The organism is Blastocatellia bacterium (genome assembly GCA_035573895.1).
In the GTDB taxonomy this organism is placed as follows: Bacteria; Acidobacteriota; Blastocatellia; order HR10; family HR10; genus DATLZR01.
This window is the reverse complement of the sequence record DATLZR010000009.1, coordinates 58839-77164: the sequence shown is the minus strand read 5'-3', so window position 1 is coordinate 77164 and position 18326 is coordinate 58839. Positions and strand designations below refer to the sequence as shown.

Annotated in this window: 19 protein-coding genes; 11 read left to right on the top strand and 8 right to left on the bottom strand. The window is 59.0% G+C overall.

All coding sequences use genetic code 11. The features are described 5' to 3' along the window. Nucleotides 1-10: 10 nt before the first annotated feature. Complete coding sequence (locus VNM72_01045) at nucleotides 11-427, top strand: response regulator (protein HXF03986.1); 417 nt, start codon at nucleotides 11-13, stop codon at nucleotides 425-427. Between the two features lie 237 nt (nucleotides 428-664). After that, nucleotides 665-1144 carry a response regulator gene (locus VNM72_01040; protein ID HXF03985.1) on the top strand — a complete coding sequence of 160 codons (480 nt, stop codon included), beginning with the start codon at nucleotides 665-667 and terminating at the stop codon, nucleotides 1142-1144. Here VNM72_01040 and rfbC read toward each other — a convergent pair. Continuing rightward, the gene (gene rfbC, locus VNM72_01035) at nucleotides 1087-1683 is read right to left on the bottom strand and encodes a dTDP-4-dehydrorhamnose 3,5-epimerase (GenBank protein HXF03984.1); all 597 of its coding nucleotides are present in this window, start codon (nucleotides 1681-1683) and stop codon (nucleotides 1087-1089) included. The genes VNM72_01040 and rfbC overlap by 58 nt on opposite strands. Nucleotides 1684-2091: 408 nt before the next feature. Here rfbC and VNM72_01030 point away from each other — a divergent pair, with 408 nt between their 5' ends. Continuing rightward, nucleotides 2092-2454, top strand: a complete 363-nt coding sequence (locus tag VNM72_01030) for a carboxymuconolactone decarboxylase family protein (protein HXF03983.1) — start codon at nucleotides 2092-2094, stop codon at nucleotides 2452-2454. Here the strand turns inward: VNM72_01030 and VNM72_01025 are convergent. Next, nucleotides 2430-2939 (bottom strand): Mut7-C RNAse domain-containing protein, encoded by a 510-nt coding sequence (locus tag VNM72_01025; protein HXF03982.1) that lies wholly within the window; start codon nucleotides 2937-2939, stop codon nucleotides 2430-2432. The two genes, VNM72_01030 and VNM72_01025, sit on opposite strands and share 25 nt — an antisense overlap. A gap of 531 nt (nucleotides 2940-3470) precedes the next feature. Here VNM72_01025 and ggt point away from each other — a divergent pair. The 5 genes from ggt (at nucleotide 3471) to VNM72_01000 (ending at nucleotide 9561) form a co-directional block, all read left to right on the top strand. Next, nucleotides 3471-5210, top strand: coding sequence for a gamma-glutamyltransferase (gene ggt, locus VNM72_01020; protein HXF03981.1), 1740 nt, complete (start codon nucleotides 3471-3473; stop codon nucleotides 5208-5210). A 95-nt stretch (nucleotides 5211-5305) separates the two neighbouring features. Then, entirely contained in the window at nucleotides 5306-5494 is a 189-nt protein-coding gene (locus VNM72_01015; protein ID HXF03980.1) for a hypothetical protein, read from the top strand. 393 nt (nucleotides 5495-5887) lie between these two features. After that, entirely contained in the window at nucleotides 5888-7201 is a 1314-nt protein-coding gene (locus VNM72_01010) for an amidohydrolase (protein HXF03979.1), read from the top strand. 116 nt (nucleotides 7202-7317) lie between these two features. After that, nucleotides 7318-8433 (top strand): MBL fold metallo-hydrolase, encoded by a 1116-nt coding sequence (locus tag VNM72_01005; protein ID HXF03978.1) that lies wholly within the window; start codon nucleotides 7318-7320, stop codon nucleotides 8431-8433. Nucleotides 8434-8562: 129 nt separating this feature from the next. After that, complete coding sequence (locus VNM72_01000) at nucleotides 8563-9561, top strand: c-type cytochrome (GenBank protein ID HXF03977.1); 999 nt, start codon at nucleotides 8563-8565, stop codon at nucleotides 9559-9561. Nucleotides 9562-9760: 199 nt separating this feature from the next. Here VNM72_01000 and VNM72_00995 read toward each other — a convergent pair whose 3' ends face one another. From VNM72_00995 to meaB, 6 genes are read right to left on the bottom strand one after another with little or no spacing between them, the layout of a single operon-like run. Continuing rightward, nucleotides 9761-10282, bottom strand: a complete 522-nt coding sequence (locus VNM72_00995; protein ID HXF03976.1) for a tetratricopeptide repeat protein — start codon at nucleotides 10280-10282, stop codon at nucleotides 9761-9763. 7 nt (nucleotides 10283-10289) lie between these two features. After that, entirely contained in the window at nucleotides 10290-11174 is an 885-nt protein-coding gene (locus VNM72_00990; GenBank protein ID HXF03975.1) for an S-methyl-5'-thioadenosine phosphorylase, read from the bottom strand. Further along, on the bottom strand, nucleotides 11167-12021 hold the full coding sequence (locus VNM72_00985; protein HXF03974.1) for an MBL fold metallo-hydrolase: 855 nt from the start codon (nucleotides 12019-12021) through the stop codon (nucleotides 11167-11169). The genes VNM72_00990 and VNM72_00985 overlap by 8 nt, the downstream gene beginning before the upstream one ends. Nucleotides 12022-12058: 37 nt before the next feature. Then, a complete protein-coding gene (locus VNM72_00980; protein HXF03973.1) occupies nucleotides 12059-13156 on the bottom strand; it encodes a peptidylprolyl isomerase in 1098 nt (365 codons plus the stop codon). Nucleotides 13157-13204: 48 nt separating this feature from the next. After that, nucleotides 13205-13645, bottom strand: a complete 441-nt coding sequence (mce, locus tag VNM72_00975) for a methylmalonyl-CoA epimerase (GenBank protein ID HXF03972.1) — start codon at nucleotides 13643-13645, stop codon at nucleotides 13205-13207. Continuing rightward, nucleotides 13642-14625 (bottom strand): methylmalonyl Co-A mutase-associated GTPase MeaB, encoded by a 984-nt coding sequence (meaB, locus tag VNM72_00970; protein HXF03971.1) that lies wholly within the window; start codon nucleotides 14623-14625, stop codon nucleotides 13642-13644. The genes mce and meaB overlap by 4 nt, the downstream gene beginning before the upstream one ends. Before the next feature lie 402 nt (nucleotides 14626-15027). Between meaB and accD the strand changes: the two genes are divergently transcribed. The 3 genes from accD to VNM72_00955 are packed head-to-tail and all read left to right on the top strand — an operon-like array spanning nucleotide 15028 to nucleotide 18157. Further along, a complete protein-coding gene (gene accD / locus VNM72_00965; protein HXF03970.1) occupies nucleotides 15028-15891 on the top strand; it encodes an acetyl-CoA carboxylase, carboxyltransferase subunit beta in 864 nt (287 codons plus the stop codon). Beyond that, nucleotides 15888-17234: a folylpolyglutamate synthase/dihydrofolate synthase family protein gene (locus VNM72_00960; GenBank protein HXF03969.1), complete on the top strand. Its 1347-nt coding sequence runs from the start codon at nucleotides 15888-15890 to the stop codon at nucleotides 17232-17234. The genes accD and VNM72_00960 overlap by 4 nt, the downstream gene beginning before the upstream one ends. Continuing rightward, nucleotides 17225-18157 carry an LD-carboxypeptidase gene (locus tag VNM72_00955; GenBank protein HXF03968.1) on the top strand — a complete coding sequence of 311 codons (933 nt, stop codon included), beginning with the start codon at nucleotides 17225-17227 and terminating at the stop codon, nucleotides 18155-18157. Before VNM72_00960 ends, VNM72_00955 begins: the two co-directional genes overlap by 10 nt. The last annotated feature ends 169 nt before the right edge of the window (nucleotides 18158-18326 follow it).

The following is an 18326-nucleotide window of genomic DNA, read 5'->3' as shown; positions in this document are numbered from 1 at the left end:
GAGGGTGCCGATGACTCACCGCGTTCTTATTGTGGATGACGATCCGGAGCTGCGGAAGTCACTGCGGGCTGCTCTGGAGATCAACCACTTCGAGGTGGCCGAGGCTGAAGACGTCCCTTCAGCAATGGCTGCTCTTAAGGCCGATTTCTTTAACGTGGTCCTTCTCGACATTCACCTCCCGGGGGTATCCGGTCTCGATGCGCTCAGGCAGATCAAAGAACTTCAGCCGCTCTGCCGGGTCATCATGATCACAGCGTATCCCAGTCCTCAATCGGCCATTGATGCGCTCAATCGAGCAGCCTTCGGGTATCTGGAAAAACCCATTGACATGAAGAAGCTCATGATGAAACTCTCGCGCGCACTCGTTCAGCAGCGCGAAGAGCTATTTCTGCAAAAACCCCTGCGCAGCCGATTGGTGACAAACTAGCGATGACGGGGAAAGAAAACATCTGCCGTGTCCACGCCTTCCGCGCCTCTGGCCCTGGCGAGGGGGAGAAGACACTGTGCTTCGCCTCCTCGTGGAGCGCGTCCCCGGGGATTTCCCGGATGCGGAGGAGGGAATCGGCAGATGGATACGTTTCGGCGGTAGAGCCGAGAAGGTTTCACGTTTAAGCCAATGCAGGTGGAGATCGCCTGCGGAGGATCTGTCAAGGAGGTTCTAACGATGTTTGAGAAACCCTACGTTCTGGTCGTTGATGATATACGGGAGGTGCGGGAGCTGTTCCGGTGCGTGTTGGAGACAAGCGGGTATGTCGTGACGGAGGCCGAGGATGCGACGGCCGCGATAATGGCCCTCCGGCAACGCTTCTATCACATCGTTTTGCTGGACATTCATCTGCCGGGAATGTCCGGCCTTCAAGCGCTCGGGGAGATCCGCGCTCTTTCGCCCTACACTAAGGTCATCATGATCACCGGAGATGGAAGTCTTCCTGCCGCCATCGAAGCGATGGACCATGAGGCCTTCGCGTTCCTGGAGAAACCGATTGACGTGAACAAGCTCATGGTGACGTTGTCTGAAGCGCTGGCTGACCAGCGAGAGCAATTCTTTCGTCGTCATCCGTTGAAGGCGCGCGTGCAGTCGCTGGGTTACTCTCCTGTGGGAGAGTCAACGGATGCGACCACGGGCGTAAACGTGGGGAGGTGATCGGCGGGGATCTCCGCGAGCGTCGGATACTTGCTGTCTTTGGCCGATAAAATGGGCGTGGTAACCGGCCACTCAATAGCAAGCGTCGGATCCGACCAGAGGATTCCATACTCATCGGTGGGATCGTAAAAATCGCTGCACTTGTAGAGGACGTCGGCTGTTTCGCTCAACACGCAGAATCCATGAGCAAACCCCTCGGGGATGAATATCTGTTGTCGCGTCGCCGCTGAAAGGCGGACGCCCACCCACCGTCCAAATGTCGGTGAGCCCCGGCGTATGTCAACGGCAACGTCGAAAATTTCCCCCTGCAACACCGTGATCAACTTGGCCTGGGGACGGCGCAATTGGTAGTGAAGCCCTCGAACGGTCTGCGCACGCGAATGCGAGAGATTGTCCTGAACGAACACCGAGGTGATCCCCGCCGCTGTGTATTTCTGCAGGTGATACGTTTCGAGGAAAAATCCACGGTGATCGTGATAGACGCGAGGTTCAATCACGATCACTCCGGGCAGCGATGTCCCCTTTACTGTGACTGACATGGGCTATAATTGTCGCCCTGACAGGTGAGAACGTCAAATCTACCAAGCCGCCGGCGGACTCTGTAGCGGCTGGGCCACTGGCAGCGGAGGCTTTCAAGTCTGTGAAAGACACGCCGGCCGGAAACCCCGCGCCACACAGGACCCTGGCGTGAAGCGGAAGCGACGCACTCCGGGTCGCGCTGCAAAAACCGTGGGCCTTTCCGCGACTTGAGCGAAACCGGGCCACCATGAGCACACACTTCGTTCGGAATGATTCGGCTCGGTCCTAAAGATGGCATTACGTCTATTCCCGCTTTCTGTTGCAAGAAGAATCGGGTTCTCCGGCAGCTCGAAAGCGCCGATTCTATTTACCATTGGCGGAAGAGCGTTTATCCTAGTGGCCTTTTGAACCGACAGGAGGCGAGACCTATGACGCTCGAAGAGTGGCAGGAATACCGACGACGGATGAACGAAAAAATTCTCAGCACAGACCACCTGGGCATCAAGCGATTCTTTGCACTGGACCATCAGGCTTATCTGGAGGGCGCTCTTCCCACAAAGGTGAAGGAGCTGCTCGGGCTGGTTGCCTCACTCGTCCTCCGCTGCGACGATTGCATCACCTACCATATCATTCGCTGCCACGAGGAGGGTGTGACCCGGGAGGAGTTTCTCGAAGCCTTTAATGTGGCATTGGTCGTGGGCGGCTCGATCACCATCCCCCATCTCCGACGGGCGTTTGAGCGGCTGGAAGAAGTCGAAGCAAAACATCAACGCCGCTCAGGGGAATCGTGAGAGCAGGGCTCGTGCTCGCCGGCTGCTTCGCTGACTTCACGGAGGAGGGAAGCGATTTTCTCGCTCATACGCTCAACATGGGTTCCGCTCCAGTAAATTCGTTGACATGAGGGGCAAAGATAAAATTCCTGGCAGCATTCGGTGACGCGTGGAGGGAGACGATTGGCAATGGTCTCCTTCTCAACTTCAGTCAATGGGACATTGCATTCGAGGCAACGGCTGAAAGCATCAATGAGCGGCTGAAGCTGGAACTCAGTGATGACTTCACGGAGTTGGTCTTCCCAGGTGCGGCTGCGCACGAGATAGCCGTTGACCCGCACCCGTTGAAGCAGCCGGGCATCTTTGGTGAGGAGGACTCGCTCCTCATCTTCCGCCAGCCGGATGAGGGTGTCGTCGCGGGCATCCCGCAGATAGACGGCATCAAATCCGAGAATTCGCAGCCAGCGGGCCAACCGGCCGAGCATCACATCAACGACGAACCTCATGATCGGCAGCCCCCGACGATTGCCGTTGAAAGAGCTTACAGCACCTGAGTGGCCTCTGTCATCTCGTTTTGTGAGGCCGGGCAACTCTCTACGGGCTCCATCCCTCAGTGCCTCCGATGCGGCAAGCTGATGGAGGTGCGCAAGGCCAGAGCCGGCGAGAACGCCGGTGGCTCCCTTGCTGCTCAGCCTATTCCCGGCACAAAGGAACGATCAAATGGCGATTCTCATCCCGGCGGATTCTTCCGTTCCTGAAGCGTGAAATGCGGCGCTGGTGCCCTCCATCCGACGCGGGCATCCATCCATGATATACCTCGCTAGCCACTGGCATCACAGTGCGTGGTGCTGGGGCTGGACTCCTTTTGCCGGCTCACCTGAGATCGGCATGGCCCTGCTGCATTAGGAGTCGGAAGAGTTTGGTTCTTGACAGGGGAAGGCAGATGGTCTACCGTTCGCATTCAATAAAAGTAAAAGCTCTCGCAAATTGACCTCTCATGCGGAGAACCGCTCAATGGTTCGGTCCGGGAGGAGAAGATGAAAAGACTGGCCCATGTGATGCTGGTGATAATGGTGATCACTATGATGTCCCCCTCGGTCTATGAGCAAGATCGGTCGCAGGCCCGCTCGATGGTCATATCGGTCGGAGGCGTTGTCGCTGCCGAACATCCGCTGGCGGCGCAGGCGGGAGCCATGATTCTGGCTCGTGGGGGTCACGCCGTAGATGCCGCCATCGCGGCCAATGCGGTGATGGGCGTGGTGGCTCCTATGAGTAACGGTATCGGCGGCGATTTATTCGCCATTGTCTACGAAGCCCGGACGGGAAAGCTCCACGGTCTCAATGCCAGCGGCTGGGCACCGGCTCGAATGACCCTGGACTGGCTCAAAGAGAAGGGGCACCGCTCTATGCCGCAGCGAGGTATTGACGCGGTGACGGTTCCGGGAACAGTTGATGGGTGGCATAAGCTCCTCTCTCGTTTTGGCCGATTGACGATGGCGGAAGTGCTGGCTCCGGCCATTTACTACGCCGAGGAAGGATTCCCTGTAACGGAACAGGTGGCCGTGCTGTGGGCGGCCAATGAGCGAATTCTTCAACGTGACCCCGCAGCACGGCGAACCTTCCTGCCCTCGGGGCGGGCTCCTCGCGTGGGCGAGGTCTTTCGGAATCCTGATCTGGCGTGGTCCTACCGACAGATTGCGACTCACGGCCGTGATGCCTTCTACCGGGGCGAGATCGCCCGACGGATTCTGGCCGCATCGGAACGGCTTGGCGGGGCATTCGCTCCGGACGATCTCGCCGAGTTCTCCAGCGAGTGGGTGGAACCGATCTGGACGACCTATCGGGGATGGACTGTCTATGAACTGCCACCCAACGGGCAGGGCATCGCCGCTCTGGAGATGCTCAATATCATGGAAAATTTCCCACTGTCCGAGTGGGGTCACAATTCAGTCGCGGCTCTGCACTATATGATCGAGGCCAAGAAACTGGCCTACGCCGATATGATTCGATTCGTGGCTGACCCGAAATTCCACAAAATTCCCGTGGCCGGATTGCTCTCGAAGGAGTACGCCCGCGAGCGTGCCAAAATGATCTCACCGGATAAGGCGAACTGCCATGTCGCGGCTGGCGAGCCTCCGGCGGAGGGACAGGATACGGTCTACCTGAGCGTGGTGGATCGAGAGGGCAATATGGTCTCCCTCATTCAGAGCAATTACGAAAATTTTGGCTCCGGCATCGTGGCCGAGGGAACCGGCTTCGCTTTACAAAATCGCGGAGCGCTCTTCAGCTTTGATCCGAGCCATCCAAACGTCGTCGCGGGACGCAAGCGTCCGCTGCATACAATCATCCCGGCGTTCATGATGAAAGGGGATATTCGTATTGCCTTCGGGATCATGGGCGGGTTCAACCAAGCACAGGCTCATGCCCAGTTTGTCTCCAATATCGTGGATCACGGCATGAACATTCAGATGGCGCTCGAAGCGCCCCGCTTCACCAAGCGCACGTTCGAGGGGTGCGATGTGCAGATGGAAGCCCGCATCCCCGCCTCCGTCCGACAGGAGTTGGCGAGCAAAGGTCATGAAATCGAGGTGCGAGGCGATTATTCGCCGCAAATGGGCGGCGGCCAGGCGGTGATGCGGAATGCCTCGACCGGTGTCAACTACGGGGCATCGGACCCCCGGAAGGATGGGGCGGCGATAGCCGAGCCGTGGATCCCTGCGGAGTTGAAGGATCGTCGTCTGCCGGGAGAGGGTCGCAGCGGTAACGGCCTGCGCTGAGTCGGTGGATCAGGCGATGACTTTTCTCTCACAATGCTTGCTTAATCCTCCCGGCAGCCGCGAGATCAGGCCTCTGAAGGGCGCGTACCCTTGTTGTGCTCACCCATTCATTTCTGGAGATGTCCAAGCTCTATCGGGTGTTGCTGGATGAGGCGGCACAGAGGGAGAAGCACCTACGGGTAATTGATGAATCGGGGGAAGATTATCTCTACCCGGCTGAGTTCTTCGTCATGATGGACCTATCAAGGGGGGAAGATCGTGCCCTCTTGTTCGCTTCCGGATAGGAGTCGCTCTTCCGCCGCCTGTGGAAAGCTAGAGCATTTGAAACGGGCCTGGTTTCGTTCATTCATGGCAAATATTCACCTGATCGCCAGCGGTCGGACGGAACAGAAGTAACAGACGAGCCGTTCGCCCGTCGCGGTGGCCGAGCGGTGATGCGGGGTACCTCGGATGGCAATAACCACCGAGGAGTTTTCTTTCACAGGTGCTTGCCTCCTTCCCCCGGCAGCCGCTACAATGGCCGTCGTGAGGGCATGCGCGTGGGTCAAACGAAGTCGGTCGGCCAGGCAGAATGGGAAAAATCCGTCACAACCTCTGCTTCATTCGAAACTGGTGCGACTCCGTGGCGGCCGAATTCAGCCGAGGAGCGACTGGATGCCCCTTTCGGGAGGAACGCCATGAGTATCTGGAGGCGAGCGATCACTGTTTTTGCTGCGCTCGTGATGATGGTGACGCTTATGAGTAAACCCATGATGACGCAACAACATCTTTCTCGCGATGAACGTCTTGCTCGTGCCGTCGAGGGAATGCGAGAAAAACTCATCTCGCTGCGGCGCGATTTTCATACCTATCCGGAACTCTCCAATCGTGAGGAACGAACGTCTCGAATCGTGGCCGAGGAATTGCGGCGGTTGGGACTGGAGGTGCAAACCGGTGTCGCCCGGCACGGTGTGGTTGCGCTGCTGCGCGGGGCGCTGCCCGGTCCGGTCGTCGCGTATCGCGCCGACATGGATGCGCTGCCGATCACCGAGACGATTGACGTTCCCTACAAGTCGAAGAATCCGGGCGTCAAGCACGCCTGCGGTCACGACGCGCACACGGCCATCGGACTCGGCGTGGCGGCTGTCCTCAGTCAGATGCGGGATCAGATTCGAGGAACGGTCAAATTCCTCTTCCAACCCGCTGAGGAAGGCCCGCCGCCCGGAGAAGAAGGGGGCGCCCCACTGATGATCAAAGAAGGAGCGCTCGACAATCCCCGCCCCGCCGCCATCTTCGGACTGCATTGCGATCCCCGGATTGACGTGGGGAAGGTCGGGTATCATATCGGTCCGGCCATGGCCTCAAGCGATCGTTTCGTGATCACCATTCGCGGTCGCAAGGTTCATGGGGCCTATCCCCATGAAGGAGTTGATGCCGTCGTCGTCGCCGCTCAGGCCGTCCTCGCGCTGCAGGCCATCCGCAGCCGCCGGGTAGATACGCTGCAACCTCTCGTCCTCACCATCGGCAGCATCCACGGGGGCAACCGCTTCAACATCATCACCGACGAAGTGGTGATGGAGGGAACCGTCCGCACCCATGATGAGGCCGTGCGAGCCCAGGTGAAGGAGTTGATGCATCAGACATTGAAGGGCGTGACGCAGGCTTTCGGCGCAAGCTATGAGATGACTTACGAAGAGGGCGCGCACGTCACCTACAATGATCCGCAACTTGTCGAGGAATCGCTGCCCTCGTTTCGTCGGGTGCTCGGTGAAGCGAACCTGGTCACCCCCAAGCCACACATGGGCGCGGAAGATTTCAGCTATTATGCCCGGCTGATTCCCGGCTTCTTTTTCTTCCTCGGCGTCCGCAACGAGGCCAAAGGCATTCGGGCGATGATCCACACGCCGGAGTTCGATATTGACGAAGAGTGCCTGCCGCTTGGCGTCAAAGTTGCAGCGACAGCGTTGCTGGATTATCTCGACCGGCATGCCCAGTCTCCATCCGGACGGTGAAGATGCGTGCGGCGGACGACCACGATCTCGCTTCGGATGAGACCGGGAATAGATATGAGCATGACCACAGGCGCCGATTCGTGCGCCTCCCATGTGCTCCCTGAGGGAGATGGACGATGATCTTCACACAACTCAATCCCGGTCCCTGTCGAACGTACCTCATCGCCTGTGAGAGAACCCGCCAGGCAGCGCTGGTGGATCCGGTTCTCGATCGCGTCGAGGACTATGTGAAGATGCTCGATGCTGAGAAGCTCCGTCTGGCGTTCATCATTGATACCCACACGCATGCCGATCATATTTCCGGTGGTCCGGCACTTTGCGACCACACCGGTGCGCCCTACGTGATGCATCGCGTCGCGCGGCCTCATTGTCCGACTTATCGCGTTGAGGATGGCGAGACGATTCCCGTCGGAGATATTTCCATCCGCTGCCTCTACACGCCGGGCCATACCAACGACAGCATTACGCTTGTGCTCGATGATCGTCTGCTCACGGGCGACTTCCTGTTCATCGGCGAAGCGGGCGCAGGACGAACCGATTTACCGACCGGTGATCCAGGCGAGCATTTCGATAGCCTGCAAAGGCTCAAGGAGTTCCCCGACGACATGCTCATCTTTCCCGCTCACGACTACCGGGGCAAGACGCACTCGACGCTCGGAACCGAGCGGCGAACGAATCCGCGACTGCGCGTGGCCTCCCGCGAGGAGTATGTTCGCTGGTTGAGTGCTGCGGCGTGCGCCCCGCCGGAGTGGATGAAGGACGTCGTTCGAGCCAATTACGCCTGCACGCAGGACCCCCGTGCTGTATGGATTCCGGTTGATCTGCCGGTCTGTGAGGTCGCCATGCCGCTGACGCTTGGCGTTGATGCCCAGCCGATCAGGACCATCACAGCAGAAGAAGCCCGCGAGATGCTCGATCGCCACGGTGAGCGAATTCTCGTCCTCGACGTTCGCAACCCCGACGAGTACGTTGGGGAGCTGGGACATATTCCCGGCAGCATTCTTATTCCCGTTCACCAGTTGCCGAAGCGGCTGGCCGAGATCGAGTCCTATCGGGATCGCGTGATCCTCACCATCTGTCGGAGTGGCGGGCGGTCGCACACGGCCGCCGGAATCCTGCAGCAAGCGGGCTTCACCGAGGTCTTCAACATCGCCGGGGGTATGTTGCGCTGGAATCAGTTGGGCTACCCCAGAACATCTGAGGACGCACCCGGTACGAACCAACCCCACTGATTCCCCACTCATTCACGCTCATTGCTCGTCGGGCGAGCAATAAGCATTCCACTGCTTACATCCGACCTCCTGAGAGGATTTGGATACGGATGGAACGGTGTGTCCCTTCGTGAAAGGAGGCCTTTTCAGATGAGATGCAACGAGCTATCAGCTCTCTTGCTGATCGTCACCCTTGGCCTGACTCCTGGGTGTCGCCGCAATGGCTCGGAGACGGTTCAACCATCGAATGGGCTCACCGCCTCTCGTTTTGAACCGACACCGGCTCGCCTTGAACGTGGCCGCTACCTGGTGGAAGCCGTGACCGGATGTTTTCATTGCCACTCCGCAAACGATTGGAAAAAGCCGGGCGCACCCCCTCTGGAGGGTCAAAAAGGTGCCGGGACCGTTTTCCCCATGGAAGGGTTCACCTGGGTCGTCGTTCCCAATCTCACTCCCGATGACCGGACGGGAATCGGCCAGATGACCGATCCACAGATTGCCCGAGCCATCCGCGAAGGTATCGGACGCGACGGTCGTCGGTTGTTCCCGCTCATGCCCTATCTGAACTATCGTCAGATGTCCGACGAAGATGTGGCGTCAGTGGTCGTCTATCTCCGATCGCTTGAACCGGTCTCGAACGCCCTGCCGCCCATGCAGATGCCGAGGGAAATTGCCGAGCATCTTCCACCGGTCGAGCCACTGAATCAGCCTGTCGTCGCCCCCGACCGCAACGATCCGATCGCCTGGGGCAGGTATCTCGTCACGTTGGGAGATTGCTTCACCTGCCATACAGTGGGAGTGATTGATCAGGGTCGCCCCCAGCCAGGGATGGAGTTTGCCGGGGGCATGGTTTTCAAGGGACCCTGGGGAAGCGTGGCCGCTGCGAATATCACCCCGGATCCTTCGGGCATCTCCTATTATGACGAGACGCTCTTTATCGAGGCCATGCGCACAGGGCATGTGAAGGCTCGCGCCCTCAATCCGCTCATGCCCTGGGCTGTCTACGGGAAGATGACTGATGGCGATCTGAAAGCCGTCTTTGCTTTCTTGCGCGCACTTCCTGCGGTGAAACACCGTGTGGATAACACGGAACCCGTGACACCCTGCGCGCGCTGCGGAAAGGACCACGGTGCGGGTGCTTTCAACTGATATGGCCTGAGCTTGGGACGCAAGGTGGGGGAAGAGAACCACCTCCGGTAACCTCCTCGATCAACAGGCTGGAGATCGTCCGGGAGTCAGGGCAACGGGATCGCGGCGTGTGACAGCCGTTGCCGCCAGGTTCTGTGCAAGTTGTCCGTTTTGCGGCTTCGGCTGAAGCGGTGATGAAAATGTGGCTCCCTCTTCGAGATCACTTAGGATGACCTGGCTCCTTCACCGACTCGACGCCCATCTGGCGAAGACGTTCGCGAGCGCGGGCGGCCATCTCATGCTCGGGGAATTCCTCGACCACCCGCGAGTAGAGTTCGATGGCCAGCTCTCGCCGGTTCGTCTGACGATAGACTTCACCAAGGAGATAGTACACCTGCGCGATTTGAGAAAAATCGGGATGTTCCGCGACAATCCTCTGGAGGCGATTTTCCGCTGCGGCCCATTTCTTCCTTTTCAGGTAGAACTGGGCCACTTCGAGATTTTTGGTGGCGGCTCGTTCGAGTTCGGGTTTTCGGGGGTCCCGCAGCGGCCCCCTGATCACGCTCCCCTGGGGATGAGGATGCAGCGGGGAAGCCAGAAGGCCAAAGGGAGCGACCAGCAAAAGGCCTGTGATTGCCAGGCCGAGATACATCCGCGAGACGGGTGGCTCTTTCCCTCCCCCCCATCCCGGCAGGCCAGGCTCATTCGCGCCATTCATGAGGCGAGGAACATACGCTCGCATGATCCATCTACTCCTCAATTTCCACGGGAAAATATTTACCCAGGATAGCCGAGAGTTTTTTCACCGTTTCCGGCGGAATTTTCGCCCGATCCGTTTGAATCGCATGCCGAAGGGCCGAGTGGCAGCGGCACTCCCGGGGGATGTCTTTGAATATACGCACGGCCGTAGCGACGATCTTTTTCGCATTGGCCGTGTTCCGATTGAGATAGTCGAGGACCATCTCGACGGTCACGGCATCGTGACCCGGATGCCAGCAGTCATAGTCAGTCACCAGAGCCAGCGTGGCGTAGCACATTTCGGCCTCGCGGGCCAGCTTGGCCTCCTGAAGGTTGGTCATGCCAATGATGTCCATCCCCCAGGAACGATAGACGTGCGACTCTGCCTTTGTGGAAAAAGCGGGACCCTCGATACAAAGATACGTCCCCCCGCGGTGAACCGTGATGCCGGACACTTGCCGCGCGGCTTTCTCCAGCACGTCGCTCACGACCGGGCAGACCGGATCGGCGAAGGAAATATGGGCGACAATGCCATCGCCGAAGAAGGTTGAAACGCGATGGCGCGTGCGATCAAAAAACTGATCGGGAATGACAATATCGAGAGGAGCGTACTTTTCCTGCAGTGATCCAACGGCGCTCACAGAAATGATCCGTTCGACGCCGAGCAGTTTCAGGGCGTAGATATTGGCTCGAAACGGAAGCTCCGAGGGCATCAGCCGATGGCCCCGACCGGGACGGGCCAGAAAGGCCACGGGGACGCCATCGAGCTTTCCCAGGAGGAAAGCGTCCGAAGGTTTGCCAAATGGCGTTTCCACCGTTACCTCGTGGGTGTCGGTGAGCCCTTCCATCTCATAGAATCCACTTCCACCAATGATCCCGATTTGTGCTTCAGCCATAGATGTCTCCTGTCTCAGGGATGACGTGAAATTTTCCGTCCCGCTCGACGATGCGACCGGCGGGAATCTGCGTATCGTGGTAAAAGAAACACAGCCACCCTTCGCGTGCCGCCTGAGGGATCAATCGCCTCTTTTGTTCCAGCGTCTGGACCGGATAGAGGTCCAGGGCCATGATCCAGGGCAACGCGACATGATGCGTCAGGGGGATGAGATCCCCCCAAAACATCGCCGTCTCGCCGCCCGAGCGAAGGATGACGCATTGAAGGTCCCGGTTGTGACCGCCGACTTTGACGACCTGGACACCAGGGACAAGCTCGCGATCACCTTCGATGAGGTCCAGTTGTCCAGCGTCCTCCAGCGGTTCCCAGGTGACGGGACGATAACTGGCGCGATCGCGCTCCAGCGGCTGCCGGGCATGTTCGTATTCGCCGCGCTGAACGACGTACCGAGCGCGAGGGAATGTCGGCACGAGCCGATCTCCCCGGTAACACGTGTTCGTCCCGGCGTGGTCGAAATGAAGGTGCGAGTTGATCACAAGCGTGACGTCCTCGGGGCGCACGCCGCAGGCGGCGAGAGAGCCCAGCAGCGTGGACGATCGGTCAATGGCATATATCTGGCGGAACTTGTCATCCCAGGTATCGCCGATCCCCGTGTCCACGAGAATCACATCACGACCCGTGCGAATGAGAAGGCAATTGAGCGCCATGGGAACGCGGTTCTTTTCATCCGCCGGGAGGACGCGCTCCCAGAGCACCTTGGGGACGATGCCGAACATCATCCCGCCATCGAGTCGCCAGCGCCCATCACTAACGACATCCAGAGTGAACTGGCCCAGGCGAAACCTCATGTTTCAACTCTCGTTGCTCAGTCTGCCCTCCGCCTCATTAGCTGAGGGCAATTTTTACGGCATATCGCTTCTTCAGATCTTCCAGAGTCGCGTTGATTTTCTCCGCGCGAACTTTTTGTTCGATTTCAAGGCGGATTTGGTTGTCCAGCGGGGCCGTGCGCTTCTCCTCCACCTTGATGATGTGGAAACCGTAGGTCGTTTCGACCAGATCACTGATCTGGCCCGGTGCGAGGGAGAACGCTGCCTCCTCGAATTCCTTCACCATGCGGCCCCGAGAGAAGAAGCCGAGATCTCCTCCGTTCTCCCTTGTTCCCGGATCCTCGGAATATTCCCTGGCGAGAGTGGCAAAATCCTCGCCGGCCCGAAGACGCTGAAGGACCTGAAGGGCTTTCTGCCGAACTTTCTCCTTGTCGGGAGGCGTGGTTTGATCCGGCTTCGGACGCAGGCTGAAGAGAATGTGCCGGGCCTTGACCTGCTCGAATTCATTGCGATGCTGATCGTAGTAGCGCTGGATCTCCTCCGGGCTGACCGTGGTGCTCTCAAAGAGTCGGCGCATGACATGCTGCTGGATGGCGAAGGACGGGAAGATGCGCAACTGAAGCGCCACGCCCGGATCGCGATCCAATCCCTCCTTTTTCGCCCGGTCGGCGAAGATGCGCAATTCGGCGAGCTGACGACGCACTTGATCTCGGGCGTCTTCGGATTGGCCCAGCTGGGGGTAGAGCTTGAGAATCTCTTGAAGAGCCGTGGGGTTGAGCCGATGAAACGTCTCGATCTCCTCGTCGGTGATCTGTACATCCGCATGGCGATCACGATAGGCGCTGGCCAGAATCGAGAGCTTTTGCATCTCGATCTGGCTCATGACCTCGGGATCGCCGAGCAGGCCAATCCGCTTGGCTTCCTGAGCGAGGGCCAGCGCCATCTGGATTTGATCGGCAAACTCTTTCTTCCCCTCCGGCGTCGAGTAGAAGTCGCGTCGTTGTTGGGGAAGCGACTTGATGAGAGCCTCAAATTCACTGGCGGAAATGGCGGAGATGTCCATGTGGGTGGCCACCCGCCGCTGGATGGTAATGGCTCCGGCTGTCACACCAGCTACGACGACGAGAGCCACTAAAAGTCGGTGCCATCGTTTCACGATTTCTTCCTCCTGCTGGCAAGATAATTGCAGCCCGGAAAGTTCGCGCTACACGGATCCGTCCGAACCGACCTCTCGACAGCCATTGGATCGGTCGGGATTCTCGACGAGTTCGATGAGCACGCCATGACTGCTGGAGGGGTGAAGAAAGGCGATTTTTCGTCCCTCTGCCCCGCAGCGCGGCGTCTCGTCCACCAGGCGAACGTTACGCGCCCGCAGATCGGCCAGCGCGACATCAATATCGTCAACCATCAAGCAGATGTGATGGATTCCCTCGCCGCGTTTCCTGAGGAATCGCCCGACAGGTGAATCTTCGTGAATCGGTTCGAGCAACTCCAGCCGACTCTCACCGACCGGCAGAAACGCAACCCGCACACCTTGTTCAGCCACCGTCTCCCGTCCGGTGCATTGAAGACCCAGCGCATCACTGAAGAAGGCGAGCGCCTCGTCGAGCGAGCGAACAGCGATGCCGATATGATCAATCTTCATCCTGCGACTGTTTCTCCTTCGCTGATCTTGCGATTGGGCGCGTGGAGGCCCGCCAGCATGCGCTCGGTGATCTGCTCGACAATGGAGTAAGGATCCCGTTCTCGCCGCGCCATGGCCGATGCCAGCTCCCGCAATTCCTCCGGCGAGAGGGCCACCGACAATGTCAGGGCGAGGAGTCTCTCTTTCAGAAGGCTTTTGATCCTCTCCTCGGCGATTTGTCGTTTGCGTTCCTCCGCATGTGGGGTGGTTCGGCGGAACTCGAGAGCGTGGCCAATGGCATCGGCCAATTCGACGATGCCACGATTCTCGGTGGCGACGGTTTTCACAACTGGGGGCCGCCAGCCGTCGGGGCGTTCGGCCAAAGACAGGAGCGCCACCACTTCTGCTTCCGTACGTTCGACACCGTCCCGATCGGCCTTGTTGATGACGAACACATCGCCGATCTCCATAATGCCGGCCTTGATCGTTTGCACATCATCGCCGAGGCCGGGAACCAGAACCACCACGGTGACATCAGCCGTCTTGACGATGTCCACTTCGTCTTGCCCGACGCCCACCGTCTCGACGATCACTTTGTCATAGCCCGCAGCATCGAGAATGAGAACAACATCTCCGGTCGTTCGAGCGAGGCCGCCCAGCGTTCCTCGGGTCGCCATCGAGCGGATGAACACGCCGGCATCCGTCCCCAGAGCGTTCATGCGGATGCGGTCGCCGAGAATAGCCCCGCCGCTGAAGGGACTGGAGGGATCAACGGCGATGATGCCGATGGTGTCTCCCTGACGGCGATAGTGCAGGGCGAGCTTATCCACAAGAGTGCTCTTGCCGACGCCGGGTGACCCCGTCACACCGATGACCGTCGCCCGACCGCTTCGAGGAAAGAGGCGACGGAGAAGAGCATAGGCCTCTGCTCCATCGTTCTCCACGAGCGAGATGGCACGCGCGATGGCACGGACATCCCCGGCGAGGATGTCGGCACTCATGCGCTCGATCTCTGCACGCGCTTGATTCGACACATCAGTTAGTGTGCAGGAGCGAGCATCGGCCCGTCAAGGAAGAGGAAGAGCCCGTCCCGCCCCGCGAGCGGTTCTCTGATCGAAGGGGTGAAGAAGATAAATCTTCGGGACGGGTTGGCTCGAGTGCGCCTGTTCGTGAGAGCGCCAGCTCGGCCTTCCAAAATTTCGACACAGCACGGGGCGATCCGGATGCTCCCTGTGGGGTTCCGTGGGTGTCCGGCACTCCCTTTATGCGGCGTCAGAGCTCGGTGCTGTTATAGTGATGGCCGGTCCTCTTCAGAACCGATTGCATGTGCGGTCAACAATGAACTGCGCCTCAGGGGAAACGGGCTTTGACATTGGGGCGATGGATGCCTAGAATCAAAGTTCATGCCGCTTTTCCGACGAAAAGAGAAGCCGCCGCCCCTGGAGCCACCCCAGGAGCGCACCGTGAAAACCGAGGGCGTTTTCCTCCGGTGCGATGGTTGCCGGGAAGTCCTCTACCGCAAGGACGTGGAAGAGAATCTCATGGTCTGTCCTAAATGCCGCTACCACTTTAAGATCACTGCCCGGCGGCGACTGGAACTCCTCTTCGACGACGGCCATTATGTCGAACTCGACAGCCGGTTGACATCCTCCGATCCATTGAACTTCGTGGATACGCGATCTTACAAGGATCGCCTGCAGGCAATGCAAAAAGCCACCGGACTGCTTGAAGCCGTGATCACTGGCGAGGGGACTCTTGGCGGTTATCCGGCGATTGTGGCGGCGATGGAATATAACTTCATCGGAGGGAGCATGGGCTCGGTCGTGGGGGAGAAAATCACTCGCGCGATTGAGCGGGCGATGGAAAAGAGATCGGCCCTGGTCATCGTGTCCTGCTCCGGGGGAGCGCGGATGATGGAAGGCGTCCTCAGCCTGATGCAGATGGCAAAAATTTCCGCGGCGCTGGCACGACTGGATGATGCTCGCCTCCCTTATATTTCCGTCCTGACCGATCCCACTACCGGTGGGGTCACGGCCAGCTTTGCCATGCTCGGTGACCTCAATATTGCCGAGCCGGGGGCGCTCATTGGATTTGCCGGGCCCCGCGTCATCGAGCAGACGATCAAGCAAAAGCTTCCGGAAGGGTTCCAGCGGTCGGAGTTTTTGCTCCAGCATGGGATGCTGGATGCTGTTGTGGATCGTCGGGAGCTTCGATCCTACATCATCAAGGCCCTCGGTTTCATGATGCCTGATGCAAAACGGCAGTGAATTACTCCGAAACCATCGAGTATCTCGCCTGGCTGGGCCACGAGGTGCGGGGGATGAAATTCGGCCTGGAGAAGATCACCCGTCTCATGGCCGAAGTGGGTAATCCTCATGAGCGCTACCCGAGCGTGATCATCGCCGGGACCAACGGCAAAGGATCGGTGGCAGCGATGATCGAGGCCGTGTTCCGGGCGGGGGGATGGCGCGTCGGGCTCTACACGTCGCCTCATCTGCTGGAGGTCGAAGAACGCATCAGGGTCAACGGTCAGCCCATCTCCCGTGAGGATTTCGCCATCGGCGCCAGCCTTATTCGTGAGAGTGCCGAGAGACTCGTCTCCCAAAGGATCATCGAATCACTGCCGAGCTATTTCGAGTTCATCACGGCCATCGGTTTCGACTACTTTGCCCGTCAGGGGATTGACCTCGCCGTTCTCGAGGTGGGACTCGGGGGGAGGCTTGATGCGACCAATATTGCGCCGCCCTTTGTCTCCGTCATCACGGCTATTGATATTGATCACGAGGAGTACCTGGGCTCGACTCTCGCATCCATCGCGGCAGAGAAGGCAGCCGTCATCAAGCCGGGATGCCAGGCCGTGATGGCGCGACAGCAACCCGAAGCATTTGAAGTCCTCATGCGCCGGTGCCGGATGGTGGATGTGACGCCCGTTCTTGCCGTAGGCCCTGTCGAAATCCTCGACGCGGAATCCGATGGCCGGTTCACCTTTCGCTATCGGTCGGTCTCCGGACGCTCGTGGGACATCCGGTTGGGATTGCGTGGACGCCATCAAATCGAGAATGCCCTCGCCGCCCTGGAGGCTGTGCAGATTATCTCGCGTCGGGGATTTCCCGTCTCCAACGATGCTGTTGTCCGAGGACTTGAGACCGTCTCCTGGCCCGGTCGGTTAGAACTCATCGCTGGAGGTGACACAGCGCCGATTCTTCTTGACGGGGCGCATAATACGGCAGGCGCGCGCGCCTTGCGGCGTTACCTGGATGAGTTCGGCTGTCATCCCCTGACGCTCGTTTTCGGGGTGATGCGGGATAAGCGAGTTGACGAAATGGCCGCGGAGCTTTTCCCTCTCGCCGACGCAATCATCCTCACGCGCGTGGCTGATGAGCGAGCCGCCGATCTCCAGTGGCTCGCCCGTGTGGCATCCCGATACGGATCACCCGTCGAAGCCGAGACTCCGACCCACGCTCTGAAGAGAGCCCGAGCCATCACTCCTCGGGGCGGGATGATTTGCGTTACCGGCTCACTTTACCTCGTCGGCGAGGTTAAACGATTGTTGCTCGGAGAGGATCTCTCGAGATCGGGTGCTCCTGAACGGGATCGCTCATGGCACTGATCAAGCCCCCTCGCCTGAAGCCCGGCAGTACCGTAGGCATCGTGGCTCCGGCCAGTAACATTCGCCCCGATTGGCTGGAAGCAGGGATCCGCGAACTGGAGCGACTGGGTCTTCGGGTAAAGTATCTCCCCTCGATTTTTGAGAAGCACTTCTACCTTGCCGGATCGGATGAACGGCGCGCTGATGAACTGATGGACATGATCGCCGATCCCAATGTGACGGCGATCTTCGCCGCTCGTGGCGGCTATGGATCGGCGCGGGTCTTCGACAGGCTCGATGAGGAAGTTATCCGCCGACATCCCAAAATCGTCATGGGCTATAGCGACATCACCGCACTGCTTCTGTGGCTCCAAACCCGATTCGGCTGGGTCGTCTTTCACGGACCGATGGTCACGCGCGAGTTTGCTGCCGGGCCGGGACACTATGACGAGGAGCTTTTCTGGCGCGTCCTCGGGCGGGCCGAACCGATCGGAGAAATTGACACGAGTGGGACGAAGATTCTCTCTCCGGGGCAAGCCAGAGGACGACTCGTCGGCGGGTGTCTGACCCTCTTCACGAGTGCCCTGGGAACCAACTACGAGTGTGATACAACCGATGCGATCCTCTTCCTCGAGGATTATCAGGCCCGGCCCTATCAGGTTGATCGAATGCTCACTCATCTGCGACAGGCGAACAAACTCCTTCGGGTGCAGGGACTCATTTTCGGAGAGATGACCGAATGCATCCAGCATGAGGCTCAGGGGTACACCATCGAGGATGTCATCCGCGAGTGCGTCGGAGATCTGGGGGTTCCTATTCTCTTCGGACTGCGGTCAGGACACAGTGACTGGGGTAATCTCGTCCTGCCCCTGGGCGTTGAGGCCACACTGGATTGTACGTCCGGCCGCCCACGCCTTATCATTGAGGAGTCAGCCGTCGAATAACGCCTCGCAGTACAACGCTCCCCGGCGATTGTTCGGTAAGGACGGCTCATTGACTCGCGTCTTGGCGAACCAGTAATCTCAGTGATGGCGTGAACGGAGAGAAGGAGTTGAAATGAGTAACATTGGTTCAACGGAGGCGCGACAGGACAGAGCGAGATCGGTGCAGTTG